16 protein-coding genes and 1 riboswitch are annotated in these 14,520 nt (G+C 34.2%); of the genes, 15 read left to right on the top strand and 1 reads right to left on the bottom strand.

Features of this window, described 5'->3' with window-relative positions; genetic code table 11:
* The first annotated feature begins 691 nt into the window (after positions 1 to 691).
* From H510_RS0117225 to metF, 15 genes are all read left to right on the top strand, one after another.
* Positions 692 to 1,198, top strand: a complete 507-nt coding sequence (locus H510_RS0117225) for a Crp/Fnr family transcriptional regulator (RefSeq protein WP_026905450.1) — start codon at positions 692 to 694, stop codon at positions 1,196 to 1,198.
* A 56-nt stretch (positions 1,199 to 1,254) separates the two neighbouring features.
* Complete coding sequence (locus H510_RS0117220) at positions 1,255 to 1,806, top strand: DinB family protein (protein ID WP_026905449.1); 552 nt, start codon at positions 1,255 to 1,257, stop codon at positions 1,804 to 1,806.
* A gap of 274 nt (positions 1,807 to 2,080) precedes the next feature.
* A complete protein-coding gene (locus tag H510_RS0117215) occupies positions 2,081 to 2,326 on the top strand; it encodes a type II toxin-antitoxin system ParD family antitoxin (RefSeq protein WP_026905448.1) in 246 nt (81 codons plus the stop codon).
* Complete coding sequence (locus tag H510_RS0117210) at positions 2,316 to 2,615, top strand: type II toxin-antitoxin system RelE/ParE family toxin (RefSeq protein WP_026905447.1); 300 nt, start codon at positions 2,316 to 2,318, stop codon at positions 2,613 to 2,615. The genes H510_RS0117215 and H510_RS0117210 overlap by 11 nt, the downstream gene beginning before the upstream one ends.
* 317 nt (positions 2,616 to 2,932) lie before the next feature.
* Complete coding sequence (locus tag H510_RS19325) at positions 2,933 to 3,379, top strand: hypothetical protein (protein WP_211226601.1); 447 nt, start codon at positions 2,933 to 2,935, stop codon at positions 3,377 to 3,379.
* Positions 3,380 to 3,439: 60 nt separating this feature from the next.
* The gene (locus H510_RS20330) at positions 3,440 to 3,634 is read left to right on the top strand and encodes a hypothetical protein (RefSeq protein ID WP_036693371.1); all 195 of its coding nucleotides are present in this window, start codon (positions 3,440 to 3,442) and stop codon (positions 3,632 to 3,634) included.
* Positions 3,635 to 3,792: 158 nt separating this feature from the next.
* Positions 3,793 to 4,548: a hypothetical protein gene (locus H510_RS0117195; protein WP_026905446.1), complete on the top strand. Its 756-nt coding sequence runs from the start codon at positions 3,793 to 3,795 to the stop codon at positions 4,546 to 4,548.
* A gap of 216 nt (positions 4,549 to 4,764) precedes the next feature.
* Positions 4,765 to 5,010, top strand: coding sequence for a ribbon-helix-helix domain-containing protein (locus H510_RS0117190; RefSeq protein ID WP_026905445.1), 246 nt, complete (start codon positions 4,765 to 4,767; stop codon positions 5,008 to 5,010).
* Positions 4,997 to 5,284: a type II toxin-antitoxin system RelE/ParE family toxin gene (locus tag H510_RS0117185; protein ID WP_026905444.1), complete on the top strand. Its 288-nt coding sequence runs from the start codon at positions 4,997 to 4,999 to the stop codon at positions 5,282 to 5,284. Before H510_RS0117190 ends, H510_RS0117185 begins: the two co-directional genes overlap by 14 nt.
* A gap of 232 nt (positions 5,285 to 5,516) precedes the next feature.
* Positions 5,517 to 6,332, top strand: coding sequence for an N-acetylmuramic acid 6-phosphate etherase (gene murQ / locus H510_RS0117180; protein WP_026905443.1), 816 nt, complete (start codon positions 5,517 to 5,519; stop codon positions 6,330 to 6,332).
* Positions 6,333 to 6,334: 2 nt separating this feature from the next.
* Positions 6,335 to 6,901, top strand: coding sequence for a hypothetical protein (locus H510_RS0117175; protein ID WP_026905442.1), 567 nt, complete (start codon positions 6,335 to 6,337; stop codon positions 6,899 to 6,901).
* A 138-nt stretch (positions 6,902 to 7,039) separates the two neighbouring features.
* Positions 7,040 to 7,145, top strand: a riboswitch (SAM riboswitch).
* A gap of 131 nt (positions 7,146 to 7,276) precedes the next feature.
* Positions 7,277 to 11,047: a methionine synthase gene (metH, locus tag H510_RS0117170; protein WP_026905441.1), complete on the top strand. Its 3,771-nt coding sequence runs from the start codon at positions 7,277 to 7,279 to the stop codon at positions 11,045 to 11,047.
* A gap of 93 nt (positions 11,048 to 11,140) precedes the next feature.
* Entirely contained in the window at positions 11,141 to 11,494 is a 354-nt protein-coding gene (locus H510_RS0117165; RefSeq protein ID WP_026905440.1) for a four helix bundle protein, read from the top strand.
* A gap of 31 nt (positions 11,495 to 11,525) precedes the next feature.
* Positions 11,526 to 12,467, top strand: a complete 942-nt coding sequence (locus H510_RS0117160; protein WP_026905439.1) for a DMT family transporter — start codon at positions 11,526 to 11,528, stop codon at positions 12,465 to 12,467.
* Between the two features lie 15 nt (positions 12,468 to 12,482).
* A complete protein-coding gene (gene metF / locus H510_RS0117155) occupies positions 12,483 to 13,439 on the top strand; it encodes a methylenetetrahydrofolate reductase [NAD(P)H] (RefSeq protein WP_026905438.1) in 957 nt (318 codons plus the stop codon).
* Positions 13,440 to 13,576: 137 nt separating this feature from the next.
* On the opposite strand, the gene H510_RS0117150 is transcribed toward metF, so the two are convergent.
* Complete coding sequence (locus H510_RS0117150) at positions 13,577 to 14,497, bottom strand: PorP/SprF family type IX secretion system membrane protein (RefSeq protein WP_026905437.1); 921 nt, start codon at positions 14,495 to 14,497, stop codon at positions 13,577 to 13,579.
* Between the last annotated feature and the right edge of the window lie 23 nt (positions 14,498 to 14,520).

Genomic DNA, 14,520 nt, shown 5'->3' with positions numbered 1-14,520 from the left:
TTCGCACAAGCCAACGCACAGACCAAAAATTGCAAAAGAGCTTGCTTTGCCAACGCAGACAAAATTGTTTTTAAAAAATTTCCAAACGCTTCAAAAAAAATAAAAATACACCACCACACAGCCCGACATACACAGCAGATAATGACACGAAAACTCAATATTGACAAGGCATACAGCGACACGGTGGACAGAAGGCCAGCAGGTAATCGAGTAGACGGCTCTGCCAGAAGCCTGACAGAGTGCGCCTCTCACACCACCGTATCCCGATGAAAAATCGGGACAGGCTGTACAGTTCTCTTATACGGCGGTTCGTAAACTGATGGGTTGAGCTTTGTGTAAATCTCTAGCATGGGTATGTAGCCTTTTTGCTTTAACCGTTTAATAGTTATGGTCGTATTAAGGATTGGGCTTTGGGCTATTCGCCATCCTCCTTTTCTTGTCCTGCTCCATGCATAAGCATGGTCGGCATCTACCCCTAATTAGCTTTCAGTTTTTGGTGCATACGGTCGTAATAGGGTTCGTCAATACCATCCTCAATCTTTTTGAATTTTGTAGCAGCCCCACTATCAGGTTCTTCGTTTTGAATTTTACCTTCCGATAGCCAAATAAAACTGTAATCGCTTATATTTAGCTCCTGATAGGCTCGAATTTAACCTATTTAGGTTTTTGACTAACTTGGACTAAACATAAAATGAAAGAAATAGTTGAGCTTTCGGACAAAGAAATTACAATCGAAAGAAATGAGTTTCTGAAAGTAAAAGGTAGCATTGACACTAATTTGTATTATGTAGAAAGCGGAAGTTTGAGAATTTTTGTGTTAGACAATTATGAAGAACAAACTATTCGGTTTGGCTACAAAGAAAATTTAATTGTTTCGTTGGACTCTTTTTTAACGGGAAAACCTTCCGACTTATATATTCAAGCAATTAAAAAGACTGTCGTAAAAGTCGTAACCAAAAAACAAATTGATATCTTTTTGGAAAAAGAAAAGAATCAAAATCTATGGACAAAAATTTTAGAAAATTTGGTTATTCAACAAATGGAACGAGAAATTGACATTTTGACAAATTCGCCAAAAGAACGATATGAAAGAGTTTTAAAACGTAGTCCACAACTTTTTCAGGAAATTCCAAACAGACATATTGCAAATTATTTGAGAATGAGTGCCGAAACTTTATCAAGACTAAAAAAGTCTTGACTTTAATCAAGATTTATGGAAAACACTTTTTAGAACTTTGCATAAAATTTAAAGTTATGCAATCAGAAAAACTAACACAAACACTTTTGGAACAAACAAGACAAATTATAAACCAAGCAGAAAAATTAAAACTCTATGATTTGAATAAATTAACGTGGAAAGAAAATAAAACTTCTTGGAGTATTTTAGAGTGTTTGGAACATTTGAACTTATATGGCGACTTTTATTTACCGCAAATAGAAAGTAAAATAGAAAATTCAACCACTAAAGCTGATATTGTATTTAAAAGTGGAATTTTAGGAAATTACTTTGCAAAAAGTATGTTGCCAAAAGAAAAGTTGAATAAAATGGAAACATTTAAAGATAAAAATCCATTAAATGCAAATCTTGACAAAACGGTAATCAACAAATTTATAAACCAACAAATCAAACTTTTAGACTTGCTAAATCAATCAAGAAATGTGAGTTTAAACAAAGTTAAAATTCAGACTTCAATTTCGAGTTTAATCAAGTTAAAATTGGGCGACACTTTTCAATTTTTAATAAATCATATTATTAGACATTTAAAACAAATTGATAGAATACAAAATGCATTGAAGAATGTCTGACAACTAACAAGGGTAACTGTTGCACAAACCCCAAGATAATATAGAGTTAATTAAATAAGCTGAGTCATTTAAAGCTGATACAAGCGATGCTAATTTTTAATTGTTTTTGCTGGTAAAAAATATAATACTGATAAGCTCGACTTTAACCTATTTAAGGTTTTTAGACAGACTGCTATTATATTTAACCGAACCCCATAAACATTCTACAACATTAAGATTAGAAAAATTGTTCCTTATACCAATTATTGGTACCTTTATAGTAAAGTTTAACATTATGGCAAAAAACACATCAATACTACTCGGCGACTATTTCGAAAAGTTCATTAACGAACAAGTTCAGACTGGAAAATTTTCTTCTGCAAGTGAGGTTGTACGAGCAGCTTTAAGAATGTTTGAACACGAGGAAACAAAAAAAACTGCGCTTATTAAAGAACTTGTAAAAGGTGAAAAATCTGGATTTGTAAAAAACTTTAGCAGAGATACATTTTTAGATAATCTTCATCAAAATAATGACTTATAAAATCAGTAATGAAGCTCAAATCGACATTGAAAACATTTGGCTTTACACTTTCGAAACTTGGTCTCTTGAACAAGCAGACAGATATTTCAACTTAATCCTTAATGAAATCGAGTATTTAACTCAACATCCAACTAGTGGGAAAGATTTTAATCATATCAGAAAAGGGTATTACCACACAAAAGTAAAATCACATTTTATTTTCTATCGAATAAATTTGAAAGAAAACGAAATAGAAATAATCAGAATTCTGCATCAGCAAATGGACATTGAAAGCAGATTAAATGATTAACCTAGCGACACATAACACGCATAACTGATGCACTAGCCTCTAAATACCTTTCCAGTAAGTTTTCCTCAGATAAATTGAGTCATTTAAAGCTGATATGAGCAATGCTAATTTTTAATTGTTTTTGCTGGTAAAAAATATAACACTTTAGACTTGAAGAATAGAAAAACTACCGCCAACATCGGTAACTGTTGCACAACCCTCCAAATAGCTCTTAAGCAAGGATTTTATGAAACAAATTTGCGTTATTTAAAGCTGATATCGTATGTTGTTGTACACAGATACATCTTTCATCTAAAATATTTTCGTAAATTAACAGAATGAAAAAAAAGCAAGAAATACATTTGGATTTTGTGGTTGATAAGCTGACCAATTCTATCCAAAACACTATTTCTGGCGACAGTTTTCAAACTGAAGTTGCAAGGTTCACGCTGAAAGACAGTAAACATATTACAGTTAAAAATGGTTGGAATTTCAACTGGAAAGCCGAACTAAAAGATTATGCTAAAGAAGTTTACAAACTAACGATTATCAATAATTCGGACATTGTTCAGGGTTTATTGAGCATAACTAAAGAAACAGATTATGTTTTTATGAACCTTCTAGAAAATGCACCCTTCAATATCGGACGAAATAAACTCTATGAAGGTGTAGCTGGAAATTTAGTTGCATTTGCTTGTAAGCTCTCTCCTTTCAATATGGTTTTGACGGGTTTGTTGCTTTTACCGCAAAAACGAAGTCAATACACCATTATGAAGAATCTTTAGGTGCTTATCATTTTGGCGGGCACAGAATGATTTTACCAACAGAATCTGCAAAAATATTAGTTGAAAAATATTTTAAAACTTAAGATTATGGGATTTATTAGAGAACCAAAAGGCATTGACTTTATCATACAAAGTGAACCTTTAACTGAAAAAGAAAAAAAAGAAATCAGCCAGTTTATAGCAGATTATAAGGCCAATAAAAAGCAAACAGAATCGAAAAAAAAGGCTAATAAACGTAAAAAGCAACATTCATAAAAAAGTACACAAACACATACCCACAAGTTTGTACAAAGATGGCTGAACTGCTTAAAGTAACTTTCTACAAATTAATTAAGTTTATGCAAACTGACAGAGATTCTTTAAGAAAAATCAAAAATTCTTAAACCTACCAAACGTTAAGAAGAACGAACATAATGAGATATTGGTTAGTAATATTTATTTTTCTGATTAATTTATCAGCCAATAGCCAGATTTTAAATCTTGGAGATCCTGATTTTAAGGGCAAAATTGAAAGTGTTAGAGAGAAGTCAAATGCATACAAAAATGATTGGCGAGACTTTTTTTTCGATCAATCTTTTAGGTTAAGTGAAAAGAAAAGCTATCGTGATAATAATTTATTGGAAATAGTAAAATGGACTTATCTTGATTTGGATTCAATTTTTATTGCAAAAGAGGCCATAAACGGAAATAAATTTATTCATAAATCATATTACGATTCAAATAAACGGCTTAAAAAGTTTGAGTTGTATTCATCTAAAGATTCAATATACCCAATGATAATTGAAACTAATATCACTTATAATAATAACCAAATCATCAAATATGACAGGATACTATTAAACCAGAGGGATACAACAGTAATAGAAACATATATGCTCGAATATACTAATGATAACAATCAGGTTTTAATTAAAAAAAATGACAACAGGAATATCAGTTCTGAGACTATTATTTTAAAGTATAATAAAAAGGGGAATCTGATTAGTAAAATAATTGATTATAATAATCCGGAGACTTTCTTAGGTGGTGTTAGAACATGGTCATCAGATAAACATGATATATACCGAATTGATTATAAATATGATAAGCAAGGTAATTGGACAAAAAGTTATTCCGTAACTTGGATTTGGAAACATAAAATAAATACTAGGGAGATTAAATATAAATAACTGAGCACAACACGCAGTCTGTGGCAAATTAAAAAGCATAGATACATAACCTCTTTTTACTAGTAGTTTTAAATTAATAGTTGTTGTTAAGATAATGCTTCGGAACTTTCCAGATACAACATCTTAAGCAATGCCATCCCCAACACTCAACGCCAATAGTTAAAAAATTTGTGTCTGATTCATATTTGATGTAAATTTACATCAAAATAAAAAAATATGGCGAGGCAAAGCATATCTTTTACAAAACCAAATGATGAGTGGTTGAAAACTCAATTAGAAAATCAGGAATATTCTAGTAAAAGTGAGCTCATCAATGATTTAATTAGACAAGCCAGAAAACAACAAGTGCAAATTGATTGGATTAGAGCGAAACTTAATCAATCAGAGAAAAGTGGTTTCACCGAAGATACAAAAGAAGAGATTTTAAGTCAATCAAAATCTTTACTTAATGGTCAAGTATAGATTAAGTATTGAAGCTAAAGAAGATTTGATTCGTATTCATCATTATGGTGTTGAAAAATTCGGACTTTCTCAAGCTGACAAATATTTTAATATATTTTTTGAATACTTTGAAATAATTGCCCAAAGACCATTTTCTTTTGAAACGGTTGATTACATTAAGACAGGTTACAGGCGATGTGTTTGCGGATCAGATAGCATTTACTTTAGGATAAGTAATGATATGGTTGAAATAATGGCAATTGTTGGTAGACAAGACTTAAATAATATCCTATAATAGAAAAAATACTGTTCCCAATTTTCTAAGTTCCCCCATTTTACAGACCATCCAAAAATTCACTCTTCGATTTATAAACTCGGATAATTAATTCAATAGCATCTTAATTTTAACATTTCAAGAGACTATCCTCAACTACCACAACCTCCTGTTAACCATTTATCTATAAAAGCAAACATTTTTTTCGATAAAACTGATTATTTACCGACATTTACGCCCACCTTAATGCGTTATGAGTAAAACCACCGAATCAACCTCTTTATATCATGATTTAGATCAGATGTCTGTTAAAGACATTCTACAAAACATCAATAAAGAAGACCAAACAGTTCCTTTTGCAGTTAAAAAAGCATTACCCCAAATAGAAAATTTGGTTAACGCTGCGTTAGATAAGATGAAAAAAGGTGGTCGCTTATTTTACATTGGAGCCGGCACCAGTGGCAGATTAGGTGTTGTTGATGCTTCTGAATGCCCGCCAACCTTTGGGGTAGATTTCGAAACCGTTATCGGTATTATTGCAGGTGGCGATAGCGCTATCAGAAAAGCTGTTGAATTTGCCGAAGACCATACCGAGCAAGCTTGGGAAGACTTAAAAGACTATAAAATTAACGCATTAGATACCTTGGTAGGAATTGCCGCTTCTGGAGAAACCCCCTATGTACTAGGTGGATTAAAAGCAGCAAACCAACATGGCATTTTAACTGGTTGTATTGTTTGCAACAATAACAGCAGTATTGCTAAAGAAGCCCAATACCCTATTGAAGTAATTGTTGGACCAGAGTTTTTAACAGGCTCTACCCGTATGAAAGCAGGTACTGCACAAAAACTGGTTTTAAATATGCTGAGTACTTCATTGATGATAAAATTAGGTAAAGTAAAAGGCAACAAAATGGTTGATATGCAGTTAACCAATAATAAACTTGTTGATAGAGGTACACGCATGGTGATGGAAGAAACTAGTTTAAACGAACAGGAAGCAGCTTACTTATTAAAAAAATATGGAAACGTTAGAAAAGCTGTCGAAGCTTTTTTAACATCTTTACAATAGTTATGCATGAAATAGAGCCTTATTTTAAGTGGAGGGATGATTATATAGCAGCAGAGGATGAAAGGTCTCCCTTTTATGAAACCCAATACAACGAGTTTTATTACGATAAACAAATCTATAATTATTTACTTCACCCGCAGTGGGATACTTTTGGGTCTAACACCCTGTATCTAAAAGTTTTATTTGTTGATTATGACCGCCAATACGCCATTATAGAATTTATTGGCGAGTGGAATGATGCCATCAATAATGACATCATGCTTTTAAAGAGAGAAATTCTAGAAAGCATTATGGATGAAGGTATTAACAAGTTTATTCTGGTAGGAGAAAACGTTTTAAATTTCCATTCTTCTGATGATTGTTATTATGAAGAATGGTTTCAGGATGTAGAAGACGGATGGATTGCAGGCATTAATTTTAGACCCCATGTGATTGATGAATTTAAAACCAATAACATTGATTATTATATCAACTTTGGTGGCGAGTTAGACGATTTAAGCTGGCGACAATTAAAACCTCTACAGTTTTTTAAACGTGTTGAGGAACAATTGACAAAAAGGCTGTATTGATAGCTTAACTTATGTACTTGCCCTCAAAGAGATAACTCCTTTTTATCATTATAAATGCAATTATCTTTCTAATGTCTTTTAAGCATTTACCTTAAGTATAATATTTGCTTTTGAGCAAAAATATCATCATTTTTGCAGCGCTTATAGAGAAAGACGGAGGGATTAGACCCTGCGAAGTCTTAGCAACCTGTGCTTACAAGGTGCTAAATTCTACTTAGAGTACAAGCTCTAGGAAAGATAAGTAAAAGTCTAAACGCCAAAAATCCTGACTTTTCTAAATAAGCTAATGAGTATTGAGATGTGAGTATTGCGTATTGAGTACCATTCAATTACGTGTATTCGCCCTTCACAATACGCTCTACGCAATACGATAAAATGAATATCAGAGAAGAATTAAAAAAGAGAATTTTAGTGATAGATGGTGCTATGGGTACCATGATTCAGCGTTATAACCTAACAGAGGAAGATTTTAGAAGCGAAAGATTTAAAAACCATCCTTGTGATGTTAAGGGAAATAACGATTTGCTTAATATTACCCGTCCTGATGTTATCAAAGCTATTCATGCGGCTTATTTAGAAGCTGGAGCTGATATTATTGAAACCAATACTTTTAGCACTCAGCGTATTTCTATGGCTGATTATCAGATGGAAGATCTTTCTTATGAGCTAAGTTATGAAGGTGCCAGAATAGCTAAAGAAGCAGCAACAGAGTTTACTGCCAAAAACCCTGCCCGCCCCCGTTTTGTGGCTGGTGCTATTGGCCCAACAAACCGAACTTTATCTATCTCTCCGGATGTTAACGACCCTGGCTTTAGAGCCATCACTTTTGATTATCTAGAAGAATGCTATTACGAGCAGGTAAGAGGTTTAGTTGATGGTGGCGCAGATGTATTATTGATAGAAACTATTTTTGATACTTTAAATGCTAAAGCTGCAATTTTCGCTATCAAACGATATGAGAAAGAATTAAACGAAAAAATAAAAGCAGAAAACCCTAGTGCTAATGCTCCACAAATAAAGCTCGAAATCATGATTTCTGGGACCATTACAGATGCTTCCGGAAGAACATTATCTGGTCAAACCGTAGAAGCATTCTGGAATTCTGTTCGGCATGCTGATATTTTATCTATAGGCTTAAACTGTGCTTTGGGCGCTAAAGAAATGCGTCCTTACGTACAAGAGCTTTCAGAAATTGCTGATGTTTTTGTTTCTGCTTATCCAAACGCTGGCTTACCTAACGAGTTTGGGGCTTATGACGAAACACCTGATGAAACTGCTGCATTAGTGAATGATTTCTTAGCCTCAGGCTTTATCAATATTATTGGTGGCTGTTGTGGTACTACGCCAGACCATATTCAGAAAATGGCAAATTTTGCTGCACAACATCCAGCAAGAGTCCCTCAGCAACAAGCTCCTTATTTAAGATTATCAGGTTTAGAAGCTTTTAATATTACCGCTCAAACCAATTTTGTAAACGTTGGAGAGCGTACCAACGTAACAGGTTCACCAAAATTTGCTAAGCTTATTTTAAGCGGAGATTTTGAAGGTGCATTATCCGTTGCTCGTCAGCAGGTAGAAGGTGGTGCGCAAGTCATAGATGTAAACATGGATGAAGGTATGCTTGATTCTGAAGCTGCCATGACCAAGTTTTTAAACCTTATTGGTGCCGAGCCCGATATCAGTAAGCTACCTATCATGGTAGACTCTTCTAAATGGACGGTTATAGAAGCCGGCTTAAAATGTTTACAAGGAAAAGGCATCGTAAACTCTATCTCTCTTAAAGAAGGTGAAGAAAAGTTTAAAGAATATGCGCATAAAATAAAGCAATATGGTGCTGCCGCCGTAGTCATGGCTTTTGATGAAAATGGTCAAGCCGATAATCTGGAACGTAGAAAAGAGATTTGTAAACGTTCTTATGATATTTTGGTTAACGAGGTAAATTTTCCTCCGCAAGACATCATTTTCGACCCTAATATTTTAACCGTAGCTACAGGTTTAGAGGAGCATAATAATTATGCTGTTGATTTTATTGAGGCTACCCGTTGGATTAAACAAAACCTTCCTCACGCTAAAGTAAGCGGTGGTGTGTCAAACATATCTTTCTCTTTCCGCGGAAATAACCCGGTACGTGAGGCTATGCACTCGGCATTTTTATACCATGCTATTAAAGCGGGTTTAGATATGGGTATTGTTAACGCTGGGATGCTGGAAGTATATGAAGAAATTGAACCAGAACTTTTAATAAAAGTTGAGGATGTTCTCTTAAACCGCCGACCAGATGCTACCGAAATTCTTGTAGAATACGCAGAAACCGTTAAAAACAAAGGCAAAGTACTGGTTAAAGATGAAGAATGGCGTAAAGGAACTGTAGAAGAAAGGCTATCTCATTCTTTAATAAAAGGTATTATAGATTATTTAGATACAGATGTTGAAGAAGCTCGTTTAAAATATGCCAAACCTTTAGATGTTATTGAAGGCCCTTTAATGGACGGAATGGGCATTGTAGGTGATTTATTTGGCGAAGGAAAAATGTTCTTACCGCAGGTAGTAAAATCTGCCAGGGTAATGAAAAAAGCTGTTGCCATACTCATGCCTTACATAGAAGCAGGAAAAGTTGAAGGCGAAAGCAGTTCTGCCGGAAAAGTATTATTAGCAACCGTAAAAGGCGATGTTCATGATATTGGAAAAAATATCGTGGGTGTTGTATTGGCTTGTAACAACTTCGAAATTATTGATTTAGGGGTGATGGTTCCTGCCGCTAAAATCATCGAAGAAGCTAAAAAACATCAAGTAGATATTATTGGCTTAAGCGGCCTCATCACTCCTTCTTTAGATGAAATGGTTCATTTTGCTAAAGAAATGGAACGCGAAGGTTTTGATATTCCTTTATTAATTGGTGGTGCAACTACATCAAGAATACATACTGCTGTAAAAGTAGACCCACATTATAAAGGTGCTACTGTACATGTTTTAGATGCTTCTAGAAGTGTAACCGTTTGTAGCGATTTATTAAACCCTGAAACAAAGGCATCGTACAAACAAAAACTTAAAGAAGACTACCAAACAACCCGCGATAATTACAACAAAAAGAAGGTTGATAAAAGTTTAGTTTCTATTGAACAAGCTCGTAAAGAGAAATTTAAGATAGATTGGTCTCAGCCTATTGCCAGTGCACCTACTTTTACAGGAACTAAAGTAATAGAGGATTACCCGCTAGAAGAGCTTGTTCCTTATATAGATTGGTCTCCTTTTTTCCATACCTGGGAGCTAAGAGGTTCTTATCCTAAAATTTTTGATGATAAATATGTAGGTGTAGAGGCTAAAAAGTTATTTGATGATGCCCAAGTTCTTTTAAAACGTATAGTAGATGAGAAATTACTAAAAGCAAAAGCTGTATTTGGTTTCTGGCCTGCAGCTACTGTTGGCGATGATGATATTGAATTAACCATTGAAAATCAGCAATTACCAAATTTACAATATCAGCTTACGGAAGAAGGCTGTGTATTAAAAGAGCAAAATCAAACAGCCCAGAAAATCATTAAAATACACACTTTACGTCAGCAAGCAGAGAAACCAAAAGGCGAACCTTATTATGCTTTGGCAGATTTTATAGCACCTAAAGAAACAGGTTTGCAAGATTATTTTGGAGGTTTTGCAGTTACAACAGGTTTAGGTTGCGATGAGCTGGTAGCAAAATTTGAAGCCGATTTTGATGACTATAACAGCATCATGACCAAGGCTTTGGCCGATAGATTGGCAGAAGCTTTTGCAGAAAAGCTGCATGAAATGGTTCGTAAAGACTATTGGGCTTATGCTAAAACAGAAAAATTGGACCATGAAGAACTGATAAAAGAAAAATATCAGGGTATTAGGCCAGCACCGGGTTACCCTGCCTGTCCAGATCATACAGAGAAAGCCACTTTATTTAATCTTTTGGATGCTACACAAACAACCGGCATTAAGCTAACAGAAAGTTTAGCTATGTACCCTACAGCGGCGGTAAGTGGATTTTATTTTGCACACCCTCAATCCAGATACTTTGGTTTAGGCAAGATAGGTAAAGACCAAGTAGAGGACTATGCTAAAAGAAAAGCTTTAGACCTAGAAACTGCTGAGAAGTGGCTGAGCCCGAATTTGGGGTATTAATGAAGTAAAAAGTAGTGAGTAGAAAGTAGAAAGACCTATACTAGAGAAAAATAGAGGTTAAAAAGCACTTAGTGAAACATATTAAAACTCGTTATGCATAATTTTAGAGAATTGAAGGTTTGGAAAATAAGTATTCAGTTCTCTAAACTTATTTTTACAACTATTAAGGCTTTTCCAACTGAACATAAATTTGGAATTGCTAATCAAATGTTTCGATCTGCGGTCTCTATTCCATCAAATATAGCTGAAGGTTGTGGACGAAAATCAGATAATGAATTAAAACAATTTATAAGTATCAGTATAGGATCCGCTTTTGAATTAGAAACGCAAATAGTTATAGCCAGAGAGGTTGACTTAATAAATGAAGAACAATATGAAATTTTAGAAACACAAATCAAGGAAATCCAAAGAATGTTAACCGGCTTTTTAAGAAGTCTTTCTACTTGATACTTTGTACTTTCTACTTAAAAACCCTAAAATGCCAAATCAAATTAATTCAACAAAAGGTATTCTCTTGATTGCTGTAGGGGCGATATGCTTTTCGGCGAAAGCGATTATGATTAAGCTGGCTTATCAAGAGGCTCCGGTTGATGCTTTAACTTTATTAACCTTACGTTTCGCTATTTCTTTACCCTTTTTTATGTTGATTGCTTTTTTAAATCATCGTAAAAATCCAAACAATAGCATTAAACAAATATCTGCGAAAGATATTGCTATTATTTGTGGCCTAGCACTTTTAGGTTATTACATCGCTAGTTTATTTGATTTTATGGGGCTAGCTTACGTAACTGCCGGATTAGAGCGTATTATACTTTTCAGCTACCCTACTTTTGTGGTTATTTTTTCTTATCTGTTTCTTAGGAAAAAAATCACTTTACAGATTGCGCAAGCGCTTATCATCACCTATTTAGGATTATTGGTTATTGTGTATAATAACGATATTTTTAGTACAGCAAATAGTATAAAAGGTGCTATTTATATTTTTATCAGCGCTATCACTTATGCGCTATATTTAGTTTTTGGGAGTAAGTATATCCAAAAATATGGTTCGGTAAATTTTAATAGCCTTGCCATGATGATTTCTTGCTTATACGTTATAGCACATTATTTAATCTTAGGAAATGGTTCTTTATTAAGCTACTCTTGGACCATTTATGCTTACGGATTTGCACTAGCTATCATTAGTACTGTAATACCTACATTTTTAGTGATGGAAGGGATAAGAATTCTTGGAGCAAATAAAGGCGCTATAGTAGCAACAGTGGGGCCCGTATCAACTATATTTTTAGGTTGGTTAATCTTAAATGAAGCCTTTACTTTGCAGGAGTTTTTAGGTTCTATTTTGGTTATTATTGGTGTATTTTTAACCAGTCATCAAAAAAAAGAAATTGAACAGGTAAATCCTGAAACAAATAGATAATTTTGAGCAGCAAACATGAAAATTACAGATCATATAAAAAACGCAAAAGGTAAAACACTTTTCTCTTTTGAGCTTTTACCTCCTGTTAAAGGGCAAAGTATTCAGTGGATTTACGATGCCATAGAACCTCTTCTAGAGTTTAAGCCTCCTTTTATTGATGTAACTTCTTTACGTGAAGATTATATCTACAAACAAAAAGAAAACGGTCTGTTAGAAAAATTATCTTACAGAAGAAGGCCAGGTACCATTGCTATTTGTGCCGCTATCCTAAACAAATATAAGATTGATGCCGTACCTCACTTAATATGCGGAGGTTTTACCAAAGAAGAAACAGAAAATGCCTTATTAGATTTACAGTTTTTAGGTATTGATAATGTTTTGGTTTTAAGAGGCGATGCCCGCAAAGCAGATGCTTCTTTTATACCTACCCCAGGCGGACATGCTTATGCTACAGATTTGTTAGCCCAAGTTAAAAACCATAATGCAGGTAAGTTTTTACATGAGGATGTGGAGAGCGAATATAAAAGTGATTTTTGTATTGGTGTAGCGGGTTATCCCGAGAAACATTTTGAAGCGCCAAACCTAGCTACAGATTTTAAATATTTGAAAAAGAAAGTAGAAATGGGTGCTGATTTCATCGTTACCCAAATGTTTTTTGATAATCAAAAGTATTTTGATTTTGTAAAGAAATGCCGCGAAAACGACATTAACGTACCTATTATACCGGGTTTAAAACCTATAAGTGCCTTAAGTCAGCTGGTTAACTTGCCAAAAATTTTCCATATAGATTTACCAGAAGATTTATGCGAAGCTGTACAAAGCTGTAAAAACCCTAAAGATGTAAAGCAGGTTGGTACCGAGTTTATGATTAAACAGTGTAAAGAATTGATGGATTTTGGTGCTCCGGTTTTACATTTCTATACCATGGGCAGGCCAGAACAAACCAAGGAAATTGCAGAAGCAATTTTTTAAAATAACACTTCTTTAGAAACTCAATAAAGGCAGTTTCAAATCACAATTTTGTGTCAGGCTGAGCGGAGTCGAAGCCTTTCTGAGCATATCAGAGAACATTTCGACTCCGCTCAATGTGACAAATATAATTTTGATTGCTAAAAATAACAAGCCGTATGGTCTCTACCAAAAACAGGCATCCTAAACTTTACCATAATTTCGTGGGAACCTTTTTGTACGGTAGCTAAAGCTGTGTTGGTAAAATCATAAGAATAGCCAACTTGAAAATCCGGATTAACGAAGAAAGATGCCATGGCATCAAAAGAGTCTAAAGTACGGTACGAAACACCTAACCAAAGACGGTCGCTAACCAACATATTGGCATTAATATCAAATTGTAAAGGAGAACCGTGGACATATTTAGCTAAAATATTGGGCTTTAACTTTAAAATATCGTTTAAATTGATAAGATAACCTGCTTGCAACAGATAATGAGGTTTGTAACGTCCTGCAATATTGGGTTGCCCTAAGTCTGACAAATCTCTGTTATAAAAATGAGGAGATGATAAACCTACATAGTATTTACTAGAAAATAACATCACTCCTATTCCAAAATTCCCTCTAAGATTACTTACATTTTGAAAAACAGGATCATTAAAAGACTCTGGACTAAAAGGGTAATTTTCAGAGAAATTACCTCTAAAGCTGCTTAATCCTCCATTAACCCCAACAGATAAATAAGATTCATAGCCAACTTGCACTCTTTGTGCTAAAGTAATATAACCGCCTGTTTCTTTAATTACTTCCCCTATCTGGTCATTAATCAGTAAGCCACCAATAAAAGTCTCACTAGTACCAATGGGCGAGTGTATAGAGATTGTTTGTGTATTGGGTGCCCCTTTAAAGCCCACCCACTGATGTCTTGATAAAGCTGTTACTGATAAAGATTCGTCTAAGGTAGGATAAGCCGGATTGATGGCTAGTGTATTAAACATATATTGGGTATACATAGCCTGTTGCTGTGCTTGTACGCCCATTATCAGTAAAATAAAAAATACAATAAGCAGTAATACCCTCATACCAAAGCAAGAGAGGAACCATC

This window comes from Pedobacter glucosidilyticus DSM 23534 (assembly GCF_000425145.1).
In the GTDB taxonomy this organism is placed as follows: domain Bacteria; phylum Bacteroidota; class Bacteroidia; order Sphingobacteriales; family Sphingobacteriaceae; genus Pseudopedobacter; species Pseudopedobacter glucosidilyticus.
The sequence above is the reverse complement of the archived record's forward strand: the minus strand, read 5'-3'. Positions and strand labels throughout refer to the sequence as shown.

Coding starts and splice junctions, on each gene's coding strand:
- H510_RS0117225 (WP_026905450.1), top strand. CDS start 692: ATGAAAGAAATAGTTGAGCTTTCGGACAAAGAAATTACAATCGAAAGA.
- H510_RS0117220 (WP_026905449.1), top strand. CDS start 1,255: ATGCAATCAGAAAAACTAACACAAACACTTTTGGAACAAACAAGACAA.
- H510_RS0117215 (WP_026905448.1), top strand. CDS start 2,081: ATGGCAAAAAACACATCAATACTACTCGGCGACTATTTCGAAAAGTTC.
- H510_RS0117210 (WP_026905447.1), top strand. CDS start 2,316: ATGACTTATAAAATCAGTAATGAAGCTCAAATCGACATTGAAAACATT.
- H510_RS19325 (WP_211226601.1), top strand. CDS start 2,933: ATGAAAAAAAAGCAAGAAATACATTTGGATTTTGTGGTTGATAAGCTG.
- H510_RS0117195 (WP_026905446.1), top strand. CDS start 3,793: ATGAGATATTGGTTAGTAATATTTATTTTTCTGATTAATTTATCAGCC.
- H510_RS0117190 (WP_026905445.1), top strand. CDS start 4,765: ATGGCGAGGCAAAGCATATCTTTTACAAAACCAAATGATGAGTGGTTG.
- H510_RS0117185 (WP_026905444.1), top strand. CDS start 4,997: ATGGTCAAGTATAGATTAAGTATTGAAGCTAAAGAAGATTTGATTCGT.
- murQ (WP_026905443.1), top strand. CDS start 5,517: ATGAGTAAAACCACCGAATCAACCTCTTTATATCATGATTTAGATCAG.
- H510_RS0117175 (WP_026905442.1), top strand. CDS start 6,335: ATGCATGAAATAGAGCCTTATTTTAAGTGGAGGGATGATTATATAGCA.
- metH (WP_026905441.1), top strand. CDS start 7,277: ATGAATATCAGAGAAGAATTAAAAAAGAGAATTTTAGTGATAGATGGT.
- H510_RS0117165 (WP_026905440.1), top strand. CDS start 11,141: ATGCATAATTTTAGAGAATTGAAGGTTTGGAAAATAAGTATTCAGTTC.
- H510_RS0117160 (WP_026905439.1), top strand. CDS start 11,526: ATGCCAAATCAAATTAATTCAACAAAAGGTATTCTCTTGATTGCTGTA.
- metF (WP_026905438.1), top strand. CDS start 12,483: ATGAAAATTACAGATCATATAAAAAACGCAAAAGGTAAAACACTTTTC.
- H510_RS0117150 (WP_026905437.1), bottom strand. CDS start 14,497: ATGAGGGTATTACTGCTTATTGTATTTTTTATTTTACTGATAATGGGC.